The sequence below is a fragment of the Burkholderia sp. BCC1972 genome, assembly GCF_905339605.1.
GTDB lineage: Bacteria > Pseudomonadota > Gammaproteobacteria > Burkholderiales > Burkholderiaceae > Burkholderia.
The window spans coordinates 112,738-130,855 of sequence record NZ_CAJPGH010000016.1; the positions used below are offsets into that span (position 1 = coordinate 112,738).

Sequence of the window (18,118 nt, forward strand, 5' to 3'; positions counted from 1 at the left end):
AAATACGACGAAAGAGGTGAGACCGCGCGGCGTCAGGCCGCGCGGCGATGGCGCGCCATCGTGACGGCCGTGTCGAGCGCGGCAATCATGCTGCCCGGATCGGCACGGCCCGTGCCGGCCAGGTCGAGCGCGGTGCCGTGGTCGACCGACGTGCGGATGATCGGCAGCCCGAGCGTCACGTTGATGCCCTCGCCGAAGGTCGCATACTTCAGCACGGGCAGGCCCTGGTCATGGAACATCGCGAGCACGCAATCGGCATCGGCCAGATGGCGCGGCTGGAACAGCGTGTCGGCCGGATACGGGCCGCGCGCGTCGATGCGCTGCGCGTTCGCCCGGGCCAGCGCGGGCGAGATCACGTCGATCTCCTCGCGGCCGAGATAACCGTTCTCGCCCGCGTGCGGGTTCAGGCCCGTCACGAGGATCCGCGGCGCCGCAAGGCCGAAGTCGCGCCGCAGGTCGCGATCGATGATCGCGAGCGTCTCGACGAGACCGTCGATCGTCAGCGCGGCGGAGACATCCTTCAGCGGCAGGTGCGTCGTCGCGAGCGCGACGCGCAGCGGCCTGTCGCCGGTGCCCGCCAGCATCATCACGACGCGCGGCGTATGCGTGCGCTCCGCCAGGTATTCGGTATGGCCGGTAAACGGCACGCCCGCATCGTTGATCGTGCTCTTCTGCAGCGGCGCGGTCACGATCGCGTCGTACCGGCCGGCCAGCGCGCCGTCGATCGCCGTGTCGAGCAGCCCGAGCACGTACCGGCCGTTCGCCGCGTCCAGCTTGCCCGCCAGCACGGGAACGGCCAGCGCGTGGTGCGCGACCGACACGTGCGCACCGCCGGCCAGCACGGCGCGATCGGCGCCGACGGCTGCGGCCCGCGCATCGAGCAGCGCCGCATCGCCGAGCACGGTGAAATGCGCGTCGGGCCAGCGCTGCGCGGCGTCACGCAGCGCCTGCACGGTCAGCTCCGGGCCGACCCCCGCCGGTTCGCCTGTCGTGATCGCGATCTGCAGCGCGGGCGTGGTCATGCGGGGCTCGCTCAGTTCGCCGGGGCGACGCCGCCGATCTTGTACTGAACGTACGACGAATCGCGCAGCTCGCGCAGCCAGTCGGCGTAGGCCTGCTCGGCCTTGCGCTGGCCGATCGCCTGGCGGGCGATGTCCATCTGCTGTTGCACCGACCCTTCCGCTTCGCGGCGGTTCAGCACCTGGATCAGGTGATAGCCGTACTCGGTACGGATCGGCTGGCTGATCTGGCCGTCCTGCAGGTTGTTCATCGCACGCTCGAATTCCGGCACGGTCTCGCCCGGGCTGATCCAGCCGAGATCGCCGCCCTGCGACGCCGACCCGTCCTGCGAGTAGGTGCGCGCGAACTTCGCGAAATCGCCGCCGGCCTGGACCTGGTTGCGGATGTCGACCAGTTGCTGGCGCGCCTGGCCTTCCGACTTGCCTTCGCCGACGCGCAGCAGGATGTGGCGCACGTGCGTCTGCACGATCTTCGGCGCGGCGGCCGTGGCGCCCTGGCTCTGGCGGCGGTCGACGAGGCGCACGATCTCGAAGCCGTCCGGCACGCGGATCAGCGTCGGGTTGACCTGGCCCGGGCGCAGCTTCGATGCGGCGTCGACGACCTCGGCCGGCAGCGCGCTCGGCGCCTTGAAACCGAGGTCGCCGCCCTTCTTCGCGTCGTTCGCTTCCGAGTTGTTCTTCGCGAGGCGCTCGAAATCGGCGCCCGACTTCGCCTGCTGCAGCAGCGCGTCGGCCTTCTTCTGCGCGGCCTCGATGTCGGCCTGCGGCGCGTTGGTCGGCGCCTTGATGAAGATGTGCTGGAAGCGCAGGTCCTGCTGCTGCGACGCGTTCGGCCCGCGCTGGCTCGCGATGTAGTTCGCGACTTCGGCATCCGACACGGTGATCTTGCCGTCGACCTCGCGCTCACGCAGCTTCGACAGCGTCAGCTCGGTCCGCGCATCGCTCGTGAAGATGCTCCAGGGCACGCCTTGCGCCTCGAGACGCGCGCGGTACTGCTCGAGCGTCATCCCGTTCGCCTGCGCGAGGCGCTGCAGCGTGGACTGCACGGTCGCGTCGTCGACGCGGATCCCGTCGTCCTTCGCCTTCTGCACCTGGATACGCTCGAGCACCATCTGGTTCAGCACCTGCGCGCGCAGCTGGTCGGTCGGCGGCACGGGCGCGTTCTGCTGCTGCAGCCGGCGCGCGATCAGGCCGGCGCGCTGGTCGAGTTCGCGGCCCGTGATCACGTCGTTGTTGACGACCGCGACGACTTCGTCGGCGAGCTGCGCACCTTGCGAACCGAGCGCCTGCGCCGCGGCCGGCGCGGCGGCGAGCAGCGCGGCGGACGCGGCGAGGCTGGACACGACTGCCGCGAAACGAAGGTTTTTCTTCATTGCCACTGAAACTCCATTGAAATCGTGCTGACCGGTGCAGACAAGCCTGCGTTACTCGTAGTTGCTGAAGCGGGACATCGGCGGCGGCGGCGGCGGCAGCGGCGTGTAGCCCGGTACCCCGGCGCGGAATGCGGACACGAGGCCGTTGTCGACGGTCGACAGGCCCTTGAGCGTCAGCTGCATCATGAATCGCGTCGACGAGTTCTGCTGTCCCGACGAATTGATGCCGTTCGCGGCCCGCTGCACCCCGACCCCGAGCGCCCAGCAATCCGCGTCGTATTGTAAGCCGACCAGACCGTCGACCACGCGATCTCCGGCGAGGTCGTAGTTGAAACGGCCGATCGCATACAGGCGGCGCGTGAGCGGCCATTGCGCGGACACCAGGAACTGGTTGATCGGCTGGTTGTCGAGCGTGGTGTTCGAGCGCGTGTAGCGATAGCCGACGTTGATCACGCGGCGCTCGCCCGGGCTGTAGCCGAAACCGATGCTCGACTTCACGAGCTGGTTGTTGTTCTGGTTGTACTGGAACGCCGTCTCAGACATGAAGCCCGAGCCGAGCTTCAGCGCGGCGCCGACGATCAGGTCCGAGTGGCGCGCCAGCACGGCGGCCTGCCCGGGATTCAGCGTCACGCGCTGATCGGCGAAGTAGTACTGCTGCGCGATCACGAAGCGCGCGCGCTCGTCGCCGGTGCGCGGGTCGATGAAGCGCGACGTCAGGCCGGCCGTAATCCGGTTCGCGTCGGCGATCCGGTCGTTGCCGACGAACGTGTTCGGCTGGTAGATCTCCGCGAGGCCGAAGTCCGATTCCGCGGTGTCGAACAGCGGCGCGTTCGACTGGTTGCGATACGGCGTGTACACGTAGTACAGGCGCGGCTCGAGGGTCTGGATGAAGTCCTGGCCGAACAGGCGCACCGAGCGGTCGAAGATCAGGCCCGTGTCGAAGCTCACGGTCGGGATCGACTCGGTGAAGCGCTTCGGGTTGTTCGGCGTGGTCGACGACAGGTAGTTCAGGTCGTACGACGCGAAGTGGTACTGGACCTTCGGCACGACGAAGTAGCCGGGGCCGTACACGCCGTACGCGATGTACGGGTTGAAGACGATCCGGTCGCCTTCGGTTGCGTCGGCCGTCGTGATGCGGAACCGCGAATAGTCGGCTTCCGCGCCGAAGTCGAAGCCGCCGACGTTGTACTTCGTGTACTTCACGTTCAACTGCGGCTCGCGGCTGTACGGCGCGATCGACGGCGGCAGCGTCTGCCAGTGCTGGTAGCGCGCGAGCACCGACCACGGGCCGTTGTTGTACGTGAGGCCGGCTTCCTGCTGGTACAGCGTCTGCGTCCCGTTGATGAACTGGTTCATCGAACCCAGTTGTTCGGGATACAGGTTGTCCGAGACCTTGTTGTAGTAGACGTAGCCGCCGAAACCGCCGCCGAAGTTCTGCTGGTGCTGCCAGTAGATCGCGTAGCGGTTGCGGTGCTCGAGCCGGTCACTCGGCAGGTAATTGGCCGTAAACGTGCCCGAATACGACGGCGACAGGTAGCGGAACGTCGCCTCGGTCATCACGCCGCGCCGCGAGATGATGCGCGGCGTGAGCGTCAGGTCGCGGTTCGGTGCGATGTTGAAGTAGTACGGCAGCGTCAGCTCGAAGCCGTTGCTCGAGTTCACCGAGAACGTCGGCGGCAGCAGGCCGCTGCGCCGCTCGCCCGACAGCGGGAACGTCATCCACGGGCTCGCGAAGATCGGCACGCCCTGGAAGAACAGCACGCCGTTGCGCGCGGTGCCTTCGTCGGCGCCCGTATCGAAGTCGAAGCGGCTGCCCTTGATGTACCACGCGGGGTTCGTCGAGCACTGGCACGCCGTGTAGGTGCCGTTGACGAACACCGAGCGCTCGTTGTCGACCATGTCGACGCGCTCGGCGCTGCCCGACCCGCCCGTCATGTTGAAGTGGTACTTCGGCGCCGTCATGAAGCCCTGGTTCGCCTCGATCTTCAGGTGCGCCTCGGGACCTGCGAACGACGTACCGCCATTGACCACCTTGACCTGGCCGTACGCATCGGCCATGTCGGTATCCTGATCGTAGTGGAGCGCGTCGGCCTTCACGACGGCGTCGCCGCGCCGCAGCTCGGCGGAGCCCTTGGCGGCGAGATCCTGCTCGGCCGTGCCGCTCGTGTGGTCGGCGATCACGAAGGCGGCCGGCTTCGCGCCGTCCTTCAGCGGATGATCCTCGAGCTGGGGCGCGAGACGCAGATCCCACGGCGAGTCGAGCGGCTGCGGCTGCGCGGCCGCGCCCGACAGCTGCGCGTACGACACGGCCGGCACGAGGCCGGGCACGGCCAGGAGCGCGAGCGCGAGCCGCCGTTTGCGCGGCGCCCCGTCACCGGGGAAAACATTCGGGAATAGCGGTTTGGGCGGCATCTATCGTTTGGCGAATCGCCCCTTGTCAACCGCGCCTTCACTGCACATGCGCGCACGGCGGGCCGCGCCGTCGCACCGCGACTGCGGCTGAGCGCAAACCGGGGAGGCGATCGGGCGGGCGGCGCGACAGGCAGCGGGCCTGCACGGCGGAAGCTGACGCGGGGCGCGTCAAAAAAGTCGTGGGGTATTATATGGCAAGACGTTCCCCCCTCCTCCGAGTTTCATGACGCCCCCATCCGCCGCATCCCAGCCCGACGCCCGCCTCGACGCCCTGACCGCGTGGCTGCAACCGCTCGCCGAGCGCTATGCCCTCGACCTGTCGACCCTCGCGCCCGCGTCGTCGGACGCCAGTTTCCGCCGCTATTTCCGTGTCGCATCGGCCACGAGCGCCGGCGGCACGCTGATCGCCGTCGACGCGCCGCCGCCCGAGAAGTGCCGTGAATTCGTCCAGGTCGCGCAGCTGCTCGCCGCGGCCGGCGACCACGTGCCAGACGTGCTGGCCCACGATTTCGACGCGGGCTTCATGCTCGTGACCGATCTCGGCCGCACGTCGTACATCTCGGTGCTCGACCCGGCCGACCCGGTCGCCGCGCGGCCGCTGATGCGCGACGCGCTCGATGCGCTGATCCGCTTCCAGCTCAGGTCGTTGCCCGACGTGCTGCCGCCGTTCGACGAAGCGTTCCTGCGCCGCGAAATGGAGCTGCTGCCCGAATGGTTCGTCGGCCGCCACCTCGGCAAGCCCGTCACCGACGCGATGCGCGGCACGCTCGACCGCACGTTCGCGCTGCTGGTCGCGAGCGCCCATGCGCAGCCGCAGGGTTTCATGCTGCGCGACTTCATGCCGCGCAATCTGATGGTCTGCGAGCCGAACCCGGGCGTGCTCGACTTCCAGGACGCCGTCTACGGGCCGCTGACGTACGACGTCGTGTCGCTGCTGCGCGACGCGTTCGTCAGCTGGGACGAGGAGTTCGAGCTCGACTGCTTCGCGTACTACTGGGAAAAGGCGAAAAAGGCCGGCGTGCCGGTCGATCCCGATTTCGGCGAGTTCTACCGCCAGCTCGAATGGATTGGGCTGCAGCGCCATATCAAGATCCTCGGCCTGTTCGCGCGCATCAATTACCGCGACGGCAAGCCGCATTACCTGAACGACCTGCCGCGCTTCATCGCGTATGCACGCAAGGTTGCGCTGCGCTACCGCCCGCTCGTCCCGTTCGCGAAGCTGCTCGACGAGCTCGAGGGCAACGCGCCGGCCGACATCGGCTATACGTTCTGACCGCCCCCCCAGAGTCCTGATACCCGGCCGAACATGAGCACTACCCTGACCACGGCGATGATCTTCGCCGCCGGGCGCGGCGAACGAATGCGCCCGCTGACCGACACCCGCCCGAAACCGCTGCTCGAAGCCGGCGGCAAGCCGCTGATCGTGTGGCAGATCGAGGCGCTCGCGCGCGCGGGCATCGAGACGATCGTGATCAACCACGCGTGGCTCGGCGAGCAGATCGAGGCCGCGCTCGGCGACGGTTCGCGCTGGGGCGTGCGGCTCGCGTATTCGGCCGAAGGCGAAGCGCTGGAAACGGCGGGCGGCATCGCGCAGGCGCTGCCGCTCATCGAGCGCGACGGGCAGCCGGCCGTGTTCGCGGCGGTCGCGGGCGACGTGTACTGCGCATTCGACTACCGGACGCTCGCGGCCCGCGCGGCACGGATGGCCGCGCTCGACGCGCCCGCGATGCACCTCGTCATGGTGCCGAACCCGCCGTTCCATCCGGCCGGCGACTTCGTGCTCCGCGACGACGGACAGTTGTCGCTCACCGGTGCGCCGCGCGTCACGTTCGGCAGCATCGGCCTGTACGACACGCGGATGTTCCGCGACATCGAGCCCGGCGCGCACCGCGCACTGTCGCCGTACTTCAAGGCGACGATCGAAGCCGGCCGCGCGAGCGGCGAATTGTACGAAGGTATCTGGGAGAACGTTGGCACGCCGGCGCAACTGGGCGAACTCGACGCACGGCTGCGTACCGCGAAGTGACCGGCTGACGGGACGCCGGGCTGGTTGATCGCCTCGCTGGTTGGCCGGTCGGCTGGTTGGCTGACCGGCGAAGCGGGGGGATCGGCCGGGCTGATCAACAGGTCCGGCGCCGGCCGGCTCCCGGCCATCAGGCACGCCCCCTTTCCGCTGCGCGCCCCGCGTGCAGCGCCGCCGCTCACGCGGCCTCGGCCTCTTCGCCGCCTGCCGCCGCGCGCTGCTGCTGCAGCGCCCACATCTGTGCATACAGCCCGTCGGCGCGCACGAGCTCGTCGTGCGTGCCGCGTTCGACGATCCGGCCGTGATCCATCACGAGGATCTGCTGCGCGTGCACGACCGTCGACAGCCGGTGCGCGATCACGAGCGTCGTGCGGTGTCGCGCGATCTGGTCGAGCTCGTGCTGAATCGCGCGCTCCGAGCGCGAATCGAGCGCCGACGTCGCCTCGTCGAACAGCAGCACCGGCGGATCCTTCAACAGCGTGCGCGCGATCGCGACGCGCTGCTTCTCGCCGCCCGACAGCTTCAGCCCGCGCTCGCCGACCGGCGTGTCATAGCCCTTCGGCAAGCTCTCGATGAAATCGTGGATGTGTGCGGCGCGCGCGGCCGCGACCACCTCGTCGCGCGTCGCGGTCGGCCGGCCGTACGCGATGTTGTAATAGATCGAGTCGTTGAACAGCACGGTGTCCTGCGGCACGATCCCGATCGACGCGCGCAGCGAATCCTGCGTGACGTCGCGGATGTCCTGGCCGTCGATCCGGATCGCACCGCCCGCCTCGCGGTCGAGATCGTAGAAACGGAACAGCAGGCGCGACAGCGTCGATTTCCCCGAACCGCTGTGGCCGACCACCGCGGTCGTCGTGCCCGCATCGATCGTGAACGTCACGTCGTGCAGGATCTGCCGCGCCGGCTCGTACGCGAAGTTCACGTGCTCGAAGCGCACCTGCGCGCCGGCCACCGCGAGCGGCTGCGCATCGGGACGGTCGGCCACTTCCTTCGCGGCCGACAGCAGCCCGAACATCCGGTCCATGTCGGTCAGGCTCTGTTTCAGCTCGCGATACACGACGCCGAGGAAATTCAGCGGAATGTAGAGCTGCAGCATGAACGTGTTGATCAGCACGAGATCGCCGAGCGTCAGCTTGCCTGCGAGCACGCCCTGCGTCGCGCGCCACAGGATGAACACGAGCCCCGTGCCGATGATCGCCTGCTGGCCGAAGTTCAGCACCGACAGCGAGTTCTGCGAGCGGATCGCGGCCTTCCGGTAGCGCTTCAGGTTCTCGTCGTAGCGCTGCGCCTCCCACTCCTCGTTGCCGAAGTACTTCACCGTCTCGTAGTTGATCAGCGAATCGATCGCCCGCGAGTTCGCGCGCGAATCGAGTTCGTTCATCGTGCGGCGGAAGTGCGTGCGCCAGTTGGTGACCTTCACGGTGAACACGATGTACGTGACCAGCGCCGCGAACGTCACGTACGCGTAATAGGCCTCGTACTTGACGACGAAGAAGCCGAGCACGAGCCCGACCTCGACGAGCGTCGGCAGGATGCTGTACAGCGAATACGAAATGAGTTGCTGGATGCCGCGCGTGCCGCGCTCGATGTCGCGCGACATGCCGCCCGTCTGGCGTTCGAGATGGAACCGCAGCGACAGCCCGTGCAGGTGCCGGAACACCTGCAGCGCGAGCTGGCGCACCGCGCTCTCGGTGACCTTCGAGAACAGGATCTCGCGCAGCTCGGTGAACAGCGACGTCGACAGCCGCACGAGCGCATACGCGACGACCAGCAGCCCGACGCCGCCCGCGAGCACGATGCCGGCCGACTGCTCGGCACGACCGAGCGCGGTGATCTGCTGCACGTAGGACAGGTGGTCGACGATGCGCTTCATCACGACCGGCACGCCGAGGTTCGCGACCTTCGCGCCGATCAGGCAGGCGAGCGCGAGCGCGACGCGCCATTTGTAGGTGGTCAGGTACGGCAGCAGCGACCGGATGGTCTGCCAGTCGTTGCGGGGCCCGGTCGAAGCCGGCGCGGGCTCGCCGGAAGCAGGGAATCGGCGCATGGGGGAAGTCTCGGTGGCGGTGCACGACGCGTGTATCGACGGCCGGCTCGCGCGCTTTCTCGTACAATTTGCGAACGTTGTATTGTCGCAGAAGCCGCTTCGCGCCGCTGCCGGCGGCCTCGCCGGCCCGCCTGCGCGCGGCGGCCCATTTATTACAGGATGAAAGCCCCCGCCATGACCGATTCGACCCTCGAACTCCCGCAGAAGCAGCCCGCATTGCGCGTCGTCCCGCAACCGCACGACGCGAATGTCCACGGCGACGTGTTCGGCGGCTGGATCATGTCGCAGGTCGACATCGCCGGCTCGATCCCCGCGAGCCAGCGCGCGAACGGCCGTGTCGCGACGGTCGCGGTCAACTCGTTCGTGTTCAAGCAGCCGGTGTTCGTCGGCGACCTGCTGAGCTTCTACGCGACCATCACGCGTACCGGCAACACGTCGATCACGGTCGACGTCGAGGTGTACGCGCAGCGCATGCGCCTGATGGGCGAAATCGTGAAGGTCACCGAAGCGACGCTCACGTACGTCGCGACCGGCCCGGACCGCAAGCCGCGCCAACTGCCGCCGCTCTGACCGGCACGCGCCGCGACCGCGCGGCGCACCGTGTACGGCCGCGTCAGTGCGTGGCCGTCAGCCCGAACTCCCGCATCGCGGGCAGGAAATCGTGATTCAGCTTCGGCTTGCGCGACAGCTTGACCAGCACGTAGCGCTGGAACGGCGCGAGCTGCTGCCACTGCGCGAGCGCCGGCGCCGTCAGTCCGGCCAGCGCGCTCTGCTGCACGAGCGACTCCGGCACCGCGTCGACGGCGCGCCAGGTCGGCTGCTCGTCCGGCTGGAACCATGACGGTTCCAGATCCGCGTGCGTGCGCAGCATTTCGAACAGCGCGTGATCGAAGTTGGGCTCGATCGCGGTGTCGTCGTCGGCCGGAAAACGCGCGAGCAGCTTGCGGTCCTCGAGCGGCAGCAACTGCCACTGTTCGAGCGAGATCCGCAAACCGAAGCGGTCGAGATTGAAACGCACGATCATCGGGATGTACGTGAAGTTTTCCGACGAATCGTGTTCGAAGTTGAAGAGCAACGGAGCGTCGCTGAGTCCCATGGTCGTTACCTGACGTGGCGGATGCCGGCGCGGCCGGCCTGCCTGAGGTATTTTAGAACCTCTGCGCGCGGGCGGCGGCACGATTGTCGCCGGCCGTGCCTCGAATCAACGGGAGTGCTCGTGAATCCGACCCAATCCGATGGACTGCGCGACGACCTGCGCGACGAACCGCGCGGCGTGATCGAACTGTCCGTGCGGCGCACGCGCGGCGGCGCAGTCGAAACCGCGCACGACTACGTGGGCCAGGAATGGCCGGTCGCGCTCGTGTTCAACGGCATTTCGCACGCGGTGATGATGTGTACGCCGTGCGACCTCGAAGCGTTCGCGGTCGGCTTCGCGATCTCGGAAGGGATCGTCGCGCGCGGCAGCGACATCAAGGACATCGAGGTAATCCTGCACGCCGATGCGCCGCTGCCGCATGCGGAAGTGCACCTGGAGGTCGTCCAGCAGGTATTCGCCGCGCTGAAGGACCGGCGCCGCGCGCTCGCGGGGCGCACGGGCTGCGGCGTGTGCGGGATCGAAAGCATCGACCTGCTCGACCTCGCGCCCGAACGCGTGCCCGACACGGGCTTTCTCGCGCGCCTCGCTCCCGACGCGCTCGCGCACGCGGCGCACGGGCTGCCGGCGCACCAGGCGCTCACGAAGCTGACCGGCGGCCTGCACGCGGCCGCGTGGTGCGACGCAACAGGCGCGATCCGGACGGCATTCGAGGATGTCGGCCGCCACAACGCGCTCGACAAGCTGATCGGCTCGCTCGTGCTGGCGCGCGCCGACACGACCGACGGCTTCGTGTTCCTGTCGAGCCGCGCGAGCTACGAGCTCGTGCGCAAGGCCGCGCGCGTCGGCATCCCGCTGGTCGCGACTATCTCCGCGCCGTCGTCGCTCGCGATCGAGATCGCGAAGGCGGCCGGCTTGCGGCTCGTCAGCTTCTGCCGCGAAACCGGCCACGTCGACTACGGCACGGCCTGACCGCCATCGCGGGATCGCGCCGGCGGTCACACGTCGGCGCGCCCTGCTCCGTCAGTCGAACTGACGAAAATCCGGCTTGCGCTTCTCGAAGAACGCCGTCATCGCCTCGCGCGCTTCCGGCGCACGCAGCATCGCGGAGAAATGGCCGGCTTCCTCGGCCATCCGCGCGGACGTCGCGACACCGCCCGAGTCCTTCAGCAGCGCCTTCGTCACGCGCAGCGACGACGCCGGCAGCGCCGCAAGCTTGGCCGCCTGCTTCGCCGCGAACGCGTCGAGCTCGGCAGCCGGCAGCACGCGGTTGACGATGCCGATCCGGTGCGCTTCCAGCGCGTCGAACGCTTCGCCGAGCAACAGCTTCTCGGCGGCGACCTGATGGCCGGCCAGGCGCGGCAGCAGCACGCTCGACGCGGCTTCCGGGCACAGCCCGAGCTGCGCGAACGGCAGCGAGAACGTCGCGGTGTCCGCCGCGTAGACCAGATCGCAGTGCAGCAGCATCGTCACGCCGACGCCGACCGCAATGCCCGGCACCGCGGCCACGATCGGCTTGCTCGCGCTGCTGATCCGCGCGAGAAACTGGAATACCGGCGCGGTGTCGTCCTTCGGCGGCGCCTTCAGGAAATCCTCGAGATCGTTCCCTGCGCTGAAATTGCCGTCGCTGCCGCGCAGCAGGATCACGCGGATCGCCTTGTCTTCCTGCGCGTCGGCGAGCGCGTCGGCCATCGTCTGGTACATCGCCGCCGTCAGCGCGTTCTTCTTCGCCGGGCGCACGATCGTGATCGTCATCACGCCTTCGGCGCGTTCCACTTGAATTTCGGCCACAACCGTCTCCTTTGACTTTCCTCTATCGGAATGAAAAAACGGTGCGCGAGCTCGTGGCCCGCGCACCGTCGTCGTCTTTCGTCGCGTCCCGCTTACAGGCGTTCGATGATGCCCGCGGCGCCCATGCCGGTGCCGACGCACATCGTGACCATCCCGTACTTCAGGTTGCGGCGGCGCAGGCCGTGCACGACAGTCGCCGCGCGGATCGCGCCGGTCGCGCCGAGCGGGTGGCCGAGTGCGATCGCGCCGCCCAGCGGGTTGACCTTCGACGGATCGAGGCCGAGATCGCGCATCACAGCCAGCGATTGCGCGGCGAACGCCTCGTTCAGTTCGATCCAGTCGAGATCGTCCTGCTTCAGGCCGGCAGCCTTCAGCGCGGCCGGAATCGCTTCCTTCGGGCCGATGCCCATGATTTCCGGCGGCACGCCGCGCACCGCGAAGCTCACGAAGCGCGCGAGCGGCGTCAGGTTGAATTCCTTCAGCACCTTCTCCGACACGACGAGCAGCGCGCCCGCGCCGTCCGACGTCTGCGAGCTGTTGCCGGCCGTGACCGAGCCCTTGTTCGCGAACACCGTGCGCAGCTTCGCGAGGCCTTCGATCGACGTATCCGCGCGCGGACCCTCGTCGAGCTTGATCTCGCGCGTCTTCACGTCGACTTCGCCGGTCGCGAGGTTCGGGAAACGCTCGCTGATCGTGTACGCGGCGATCTCGTCGTTGAATTCGCCGGCCTGCTGCGCCGCGAGTGCCTTGCGGTGCGACTCGACCGAGAACGCGTCCTGGTCTTCGCGGCTCACCTTCCACTGCTCGGCGACGCGCTCGGCGGTCAGGCCCATCCCGTACGCGATGCCGAAGTCTTCATTGCGGTCGAAGATGTGCGGCGACATCGACGGCTTGTTGCCCATCATCGGCACCATGCTCATCGATTCGCAGCCGCCCGCGAAGATCGCGTCCGATTCGCCGACGCGAATCCGGTCGGCCGCCATCGCGAGCGCGGTGATGCCCGACGCGCAGAAGCGGTTGACCGTCACGCCGCCGACCGTCTGCGGCAGGCCCGCGAGCAGCGCGCCCATGCGCGCGACGTTCAGGCCCTGCTCGGCTTCCGGAATCGCGCAGCCGATGATCGCGTCCTCGATCAGCTTCGTGTCGAAGCCGGGCACCTGCGCGACCGCCGACTTGATCGCGTGGACCAGCAGCTCGTCCGGGCGCGTGTTCTTGAAGACACCGCGCGGGGCCTTGCCGATCGGCGTGCGGCTGGCGGCGACGATGTATGCGTCTTGCAATTGTTTGCTCATTTGAGACTCCTTGCCTTATCCGCTCGCTCAGTTACGCACCGGCTTGCCGGTCTGCAACATGCCCATGATCCGTTCCTGCGTCTTCTGCGTGCCGAGCAGCTCGACGAACGCGCGGCGCTCCAGCGCGAGCAGCCACTGCTCGTCGACGAGGCTGCCGGCTTCGACGTCGCCGCCGCACACGGCTTCGGCGATGCGGCTCGCGATCAGGTAGTCGTGGTCGCTGATGAAGCGGCCGTCACGCATGTTGACGAGCGATGCCTTGATCGTCGCGATCGCCGAACGGCCTGCCACCGGCACGTCCTTCGCGCGCAGCGGTGCGCGATAGCCGGTGGCGGCCAGCGCACGCGCTTCCTTCTTCGCGGTGTCGAGCAGTTCGAACACGTTGAAGATGATCGTGTCGGACGGCTTCACATAGCCCATCGCACGCGCATCGTGCGCGGACGCCGAGACCTTCGCCATCGCCGCGTTCTCGAACGACTTCGTGACGAACTTCAGGATGTCGGTGGTCGCGTTCGCGGCCGTTGCGGCATCCGCCGCGCGCAGCGCCGCTTCCTTCAGGCCGCCGCCTGCCGGCACGAGGCCGACGCCCACTTCGACGAGACCGATGTAGCTCTCGACGTGCACGACACGCTTCGCGCTGTGCAGCATCAGCTCGCACCCGCCGCCGAGCGCGATGCCCGACACGGCTGCGACGACCGGCACGTTCGCGTACTTCACGCGCAGCATGCCTTCCTGGAACTTCTTCACGAACGGCTCGATGCCCTTCGCGCCGCCCATCATGAACGCGGGCATCGCCTCCTCGAGGTTCGCGCCGGCCGAGAACGGGCCGCCCGGCGTGCCGAGCTTCAGCGACGTCGGCTGCCAGATCACCACGCCCTTGTAGTCCTTCTCCGCGAGTTCGATCGCCTGCACGAGGCCGTCGATCACGCTCGGTCCGATCGTGTTCATCTTCGACTTGAACGACACGATCACGACGTCGTCCTCGCCGGCACGGTCGTCGACCCATGCGCGCACGGCATCGGTCTCGAACAGCGTCTTGCCGTACGTCTTCGGATCGGCACCGGCTTCGCCGAGCAGCGGCGCGCGGAATACCTGCTTGTCGTAGACCGCGAGGTCCGAACGCGGCACGAAGCGCTTCGCAGCCGGCGCCCACGAGCCTTCGGCGGTGTGCACGCCGCCCTTCTCGGCGACCGGGCCTTCGAGCACCCACGACGGCAGCGGCACGTTTGCCAGCGCCTTGCCGGCCGCGATGTCTTCCTGCACCCACTCGGCGACCTGCTTCCAGCCGGCGGCCTGCCAGCCTTCGAACGGGCCTTCGTTCCAGCCGAAGCCCCAGCGGATCGCGAGGTCGACGTCGCGCGCGTTGTCGGCGATCGACTCGAGATGCACGCCGATGTAGTGGAACACGTCGCGGAAGATCGACCACAGGAACTGCGCGTGCGGATGGTCCGTCTCGCGCAGCAGCTTCAGGCGCTCCGCCGGCGGACGCTTCAGGATGCGGCCGACCGTCTCGTCAGCCTTCGCGCCCGAATCGACGTAGGTGCCCGTCTTCGCGTCGAGCACCTTGATCGCCTTGCCTTCCTTCTTGTAGAAACCGCCGCCCGTCTTCTGGCCGAGCGCGCCCTGCTTCACCAGTTCGGCGAGCACGGCAGGCGTCTGGTAGACCGGGAAGAACGGATCGTCGGCGAGGTTGTCCTGCATCGTCTTGATCACGTGCGCCATCGTGTCGAGGCCGACCACGTCCGCGGTGCGGAACGTCGCCGACTTCGCGCGGCCGAGGCGGCTGCCGGTCAGGTCGTCGACTTCGTCGAAGCGCAGGCCGAACTTCGCGGCCTCGGTGATCACCGCGAGGATCGAGAAGATGCCGACGCGGTTCGCGATGAAGTTCGGCGTGTCCTTCGCGCGCACGACGCCCTTGCCGACGATGCTCGTCAGGAACGTCTCGAGCTGGTCGAGGATCTCCGGACGCGTATGCGCGGTCGGGATCAGTTCGACGAGGTGCATGTAGCGCGGCGGGTTGAAGAAGTGCACGCCGCAGAAGCGCGACTTCAGCTCGTCCGAGAAACCTTCGGACAGCTTCGTGATCGACAGGCCCGACGTGTTGGTCGCGAAAATCGCGTTCGGCGCGATGTGCGGCGCGACCTTCTTGTACAGGTCGTGCTTCCAGTCCATCCGCTCGGCGATCGCCTCGATCACGACGTCGCATTCGGCCAGCTTCGCGATGTCGTCTTCGTAGTTCGCTGCCTCGAGGTACTTCGCGTCGTCCTTCACGCCGAACGGCGCGGGCGACAGCTTCTTCAGGTTCTCGATCGCCTTCAGCGCGATCGCGTTTTTCGGGCCTTCCTTGGCCGGCAGGTCGAACAGCAGCACCGGCACGCGCGCGTTGATGAGGTGCGCGGCGATCTGCGCGCCCATCACGCCGGCGCCCAGCACGGCGACCTTGCGAATCAGGAAATTGCTCACGGGATGTCTCCGGATAGTGTCGTGCAGCGCGGGTTGTGGGGGCTGCACGGCGAAGTGAGTACCAGGAACCGTTGCGTTCGGGCGGCGCGCGGCGCGCACCGCCCGGACTCGCGTCAGAACAGCGATTCGTCGACTTCCATCAGCGTCTTCGAACCGGCGCGCGCGGCGCGGATCGTCGACGCCGTTTCGGGCAGCAGGCGCGCGAAGTAGAAGCGAGCGGTGGCGAGCTTCGACTTGTAGAACGGGTCGCCCGACGCTTCGTTGTCGAGGGCGAGGCGTGCCATGCGCGCCCAGAAGTACGAGAACACCAGGTGGCCGACGGTACGCAGGTACGGCACGGCGGCAGCACCGACTTCGTCGGGGTTCTGCATCGCCTTCATGCCGATTTCCATCGTCAGCTTCTGCACCTTTTCACCGATGTCGGCGAGCGGATTGATGAACTCGGCCATTTCCGGCTTCACGCCTTCGGCTTCCGCGAATTCCGTCACGAGCTTGCCGAACTTCTTCAGCTTCGCGCCCATGTCGCCGAGCACCTTGCGGCCCAGCAGGTCGAGCGACTGGATCGAGTTCGTGCCTTCGTAGATCATGTTGATCCGCGCGTCGCGCACGTACTGCTCCATGCCCCACTCGGAGATGAAGCCGTGGCCGCCGTAGATCTGCATCGCGTGGTTCGTGCACTCGAACGCGTTGTCGGTCAGGAACGCCTTGATGATCGGCGTGAGCAGCGCGACGAGGTCGGCCGCTTCCTTGCGCACGGCTTCGTCGGCATGCGACAGCTCCTTGTCGATCTGCAGCGCGGACCAGTACGTGAACGCACGCGCACCTTCCGCGTAGGCCTTCTGCGTGAGCAGCATGCGGCGCACGTCCGGATGCACGATGATCGGGTCGGCCGGCTTGTCCGGTGCCTTCGGGCCCGTCAGCGAGCGCATCTGCAGGCGATCCTTCGCATACGCGAGCGAGTTCTGGTACGCGACTTCCGTGAGGCCGAGACCTTGCGCGCCCACGCCGAGACGGGCCGCGTTCATCATCACGAACATCGCGTTCAAGCCCTTGTTCGGCTCGCCGACCATCCAGCCCTTCGCGTTGTCGAGGTTCATCACGCACGTCGAGTTGCCGTGGATGCCCATCTTGTGCTCGATCGAGCCGCACTTGATGCCGTTGCGCTCGCCCGGCGCGCCCGCTGCGTCGGGAATGAACTTCGGCACGATGAACAGCGAGATCCCCTTCGTGCCCTGCGGCGCGTCCGGCAGGCGCGCGAGCACGAGGTGGATGATGTTCTCGGCCATGTCGTGCTCGCCGCTCGAGATGAAGATCTTCGTGCCGCTGATCGAGTACGAGCCGTCGCCGTTCGGTTCGGCCTTGGTGCGCAGGATGCCGAGGTCGGTGCCGCAATGCGGCTCGGTCAGGCACATCGTGCCGGTCCATTCGCCGGTCACGAGCTTCGGCAGGTAGGCCTTCTGCAGTTCCGGCGCGCCGTGCGCGTGCAGGCATTCGTACGCGCCGTGCGACAGGCCCGGATACATCGTCCAGGCCTGGTTCGCCGAGTTCATCATTTCATAGAGCGCGTTGTTCACGAACGCGGGCAGGCCCTGGCCGCCGTAGTCCGGATCGCAGCCGAGCGCCGGCCAGCCGGCCTCGACGTATTGCTGGTAGGCCTCCTTGAAGCCGGTCGGGGTCTTCACGACGCCGTCGCCTTCATACGTGCAGCCTTCGCGGTCGCCGACCTGGTTCAGCGGGAACAGTACCTCGGAGCAGAACTTGCCCGCTTCCTCGAGGACCTGGTTGATCGTGTCGGCGTCGAGGTCCGCATGCTTGGGCATTTGCTTGACTTCGGCTTCGACGTTCAGAAGCTCGTGCAACACGAATTGCATGTCGCGCAGCGGCGCGGCGTACTGTCCCATGACTCTCTCCAAAGGTGGGCAAAACGGCTCGAGCTCCAGGCGGGCGGGTCACGCGCCGCTAACGGCTCTCGCTCTGATACGAAACAATCGTCTTTTCCAGCGCGGCCCACGTGAGGCGCACGGCGTCCGGCGAATGCAGGAAGCGTGCGTCGTGATGCAGGCCGAGCGTGAAGCTGTACAACTCGAAGAGCATCAGGTCCGGATCGGTATCCGCACGCAGATGGCCTTCTTCCTTCGCCTGCGAAATGGCACGCAGCATCGCGGCACGCCAGGCCGTCACGCTCGCGATCAACTGCTCGCGCACGGGGCTGTCAGGCCGATCGTCGTACTCGACCGCACCGCTGATGTAGATGCATCCCGTCGTCACCTCCTGGATGCGCTTCTCCGTCCAGCGGGCCAGCATCGCCCGAAGGCGCGGCAAGCCTCGCGGTTCGCGCAGGCTCGGAAAGAACACCTCGTTTTCGAAACGATGGTGATACTCGCGGACGACCTCGACCTGCAGGTCTTCACGCGATCCGAAGTGCGCGAACACACCGCTCTTGCTCATCTGCATGCGCTCGGCCAGCAGGCCGATCGTCAGCCCCTCCAGCCCGTCACGGCTGGCGAGGTCCAAAGCAGCTTCAAGTATCGCGGCACGCGTCTGTTCGCCTTTTCGCATAGCTATTTCTGTAACCGTTCGGGGGTTCGAATAAAATCGAACG

14 protein-coding genes are annotated in these 18,118 nt (G+C 67.4%); 4 read left to right on the forward strand and 10 right to left on the reverse strand.

Annotation, left to right across the window (positions count from 1 at the left end):
• Positions 1-32: 32 nt before the first annotated feature.
• The 3 genes from pdxA to U5798_RS22585 are packed head-to-tail and all read right to left on the reverse strand — an operon-like array spanning position 33 to position 4,804.
• On the reverse strand, positions 33-1,022 hold the full coding sequence (gene pdxA, locus U5798_RS22575; RefSeq protein ID WP_322083234.1) for a 4-hydroxythreonine-4-phosphate dehydrogenase PdxA: 990 nt from the start codon (positions 1,020-1,022) through the stop codon (positions 33-35).
• Between the two features lie 11 nt (positions 1,023-1,033).
• The gene (locus U5798_RS22580) at positions 1,034-2,392 is read right to left on the reverse strand and encodes a peptidylprolyl isomerase (RefSeq protein ID WP_124453618.1); all 1,359 of its coding nucleotides are present in this window, start codon (positions 2,390-2,392) and stop codon (positions 1,034-1,036) included.
• 51 nt (positions 2,393-2,443) lie between these two features.
• On the reverse strand, positions 2,444-4,804 hold the full coding sequence (locus U5798_RS22585) for an LPS-assembly protein LptD (RefSeq protein WP_124453616.1): 2,361 nt from the start codon (positions 4,802-4,804) through the stop codon (positions 2,444-2,446).
• A 223-nt stretch (positions 4,805-5,027) separates the two neighbouring features.
• Here U5798_RS22585 and U5798_RS22590 point away from each other — a divergent pair, with 223 nt between their 5' ends.
• Both U5798_RS22590 and murU read left to right on the forward strand, forming a co-directional pair.
• The gene (locus U5798_RS22590; RefSeq protein ID WP_322083235.1) at positions 5,028-6,077 is read left to right on the forward strand and encodes an aminoglycoside phosphotransferase family protein; all 1,050 of its coding nucleotides are present in this window, start codon (positions 5,028-5,030) and stop codon (positions 6,075-6,077) included.
• 33 nt (positions 6,078-6,110) lie between these two features.
• Entirely contained in the window at positions 6,111-6,830 is a 720-nt protein-coding gene (gene murU / locus U5798_RS22595; protein ID WP_322083236.1) for an N-acetylmuramate alpha-1-phosphate uridylyltransferase MurU, read from the forward strand.
• A gap of 175 nt (positions 6,831-7,005) precedes the next feature.
• On the opposite strand, the gene U5798_RS22600 is transcribed toward murU, so the two are convergent.
• Positions 7,006-8,877 (reverse strand): ABCB family ABC transporter ATP-binding protein/permease, encoded by a 1,872-nt coding sequence (locus U5798_RS22600; RefSeq protein WP_124453612.1) that lies wholly within the window; start codon positions 8,875-8,877, stop codon positions 7,006-7,008.
• A gap of 174 nt (positions 8,878-9,051) precedes the next feature.
• Here U5798_RS22600 and U5798_RS22605 point away from each other — a divergent pair, with 174 nt between their 5' ends.
• Positions 9,052-9,447, forward strand: a complete 396-nt coding sequence (locus U5798_RS22605; protein WP_034208354.1) for an acyl-CoA thioesterase — start codon at positions 9,052-9,054, stop codon at positions 9,445-9,447.
• A 43-nt stretch (positions 9,448-9,490) separates the two neighbouring features.
• Here U5798_RS22605 and U5798_RS22610 read toward each other — a convergent pair whose 3' ends face one another.
• The gene (locus U5798_RS22610) at positions 9,491-9,973 is read right to left on the reverse strand and encodes a nitrate reductase associated protein (RefSeq protein WP_124453609.1); all 483 of its coding nucleotides are present in this window, start codon (positions 9,971-9,973) and stop codon (positions 9,491-9,493) included.
• 114 nt (positions 9,974-10,087) lie between these two features.
• On the opposite strand from U5798_RS22610, the gene fdhD reads away from it, so the two are divergent.
• A complete protein-coding gene (gene fdhD / locus U5798_RS22615; protein WP_322083237.1) occupies positions 10,088-10,942 on the forward strand; it encodes a formate dehydrogenase accessory sulfurtransferase FdhD in 855 nt (284 codons plus the stop codon).
• 51 nt (positions 10,943-10,993) lie between these two features.
• On the opposite strand, the gene U5798_RS22620 is transcribed toward fdhD, so the two are convergent.
• The 5 genes from U5798_RS22620 to U5798_RS22640 all read right to left on the reverse strand — a co-directional run bounded on the left by U5798_RS22620 (position 10,994) and on the right by U5798_RS22640 (position 18,075).
• Positions 10,994-11,761, reverse strand: a complete 768-nt coding sequence (locus U5798_RS22620; protein ID WP_322083238.1) for an enoyl-CoA hydratase — start codon at positions 11,759-11,761, stop codon at positions 10,994-10,996.
• A gap of 92 nt (positions 11,762-11,853) precedes the next feature.
• Positions 11,854-13,053, reverse strand: a complete 1,200-nt coding sequence (locus U5798_RS22625) for an acetyl-CoA C-acyltransferase (RefSeq protein WP_124453603.1) — start codon at positions 13,051-13,053, stop codon at positions 11,854-11,856.
• Between the two features lie 27 nt (positions 13,054-13,080).
• Positions 13,081-15,516 carry a 3-hydroxyacyl-CoA dehydrogenase/enoyl-CoA hydratase family protein gene (locus U5798_RS22630; protein ID WP_124453601.1) on the reverse strand — a complete coding sequence of 812 codons (2,436 nt, stop codon included), beginning with the start codon at positions 15,514-15,516 and terminating at the stop codon, positions 13,081-13,083.
• A gap of 113 nt (positions 15,517-15,629) precedes the next feature.
• Positions 15,630-17,417 carry an acyl-CoA dehydrogenase C-terminal domain-containing protein gene (locus tag U5798_RS22635; RefSeq protein ID WP_124453599.1) on the reverse strand — a complete coding sequence of 596 codons (1,788 nt, stop codon included), beginning with the start codon at positions 17,415-17,417 and terminating at the stop codon, positions 15,630-15,632.
• A gap of 58 nt (positions 17,418-17,475) precedes the next feature.
• Entirely contained in the window at positions 17,476-18,075 is a 600-nt protein-coding gene (locus tag U5798_RS22640; protein ID WP_006751498.1) for a TetR/AcrR family transcriptional regulator, read from the reverse strand.
• Positions 18,076-18,118 lie beyond the last annotated feature (43 nt).

Coding starts and splice junctions, on each gene's coding strand:
- U5798_RS22585 (WP_124453616.1), bottom strand. CDS start 4,804: ATGCCGCCCAAACCGCTATTCCCGAATGTTTTCCCCGGTGACGGGGCG.
- U5798_RS22605 (WP_034208354.1), top strand. CDS start 9,052: ATGACCGATTCGACCCTCGAACTCCCGCAGAAGCAGCCCGCATTGCGC.
- U5798_RS22580 (WP_124453618.1), bottom strand. CDS start 2,392: ATGAAGAAAAACCTTCGTTTCGCGGCAGTCGTGTCCAGCCTCGCCGCG.
- U5798_RS22600 (WP_124453612.1), bottom strand. CDS start 8,877: ATGCGCCGATTCCCTGCTTCCGGCGAGCCCGCGCCGGCTTCGACCGGG.
- U5798_RS22635 (WP_124453599.1), bottom strand. CDS start 17,417: ATGGGACAGTACGCCGCGCCGCTGCGCGACATGCAATTCGTGTTGCAC.
- U5798_RS22610 (WP_124453609.1), bottom strand. CDS start 9,973: ATGGGACTCAGCGACGCTCCGTTGCTCTTCAACTTCGAACACGATTCG.
- murU (WP_322083236.1), top strand. CDS start 6,111: ATGAGCACTACCCTGACCACGGCGATGATCTTCGCCGCCGGGCGCGGC.
- U5798_RS22640 (WP_006751498.1), bottom strand. CDS start 18,075: ATGCGAAAAGGCGAACAGACGCGTGCCGCGATACTTGAAGCTGCTTTG.
- U5798_RS22625 (WP_124453603.1), bottom strand. CDS start 13,053: ATGAGCAAACAATTGCAAGACGCATACATCGTCGCCGCCAGCCGCACG.
- pdxA (WP_322083234.1), bottom strand. CDS start 1,022: ATGACCACGCCCGCGCTGCAGATCGCGATCACGACAGGCGAACCGGCG.
- U5798_RS22590 (WP_322083235.1), top strand. CDS start 5,028: ATGACGCCCCCATCCGCCGCATCCCAGCCCGACGCCCGCCTCGACGCC.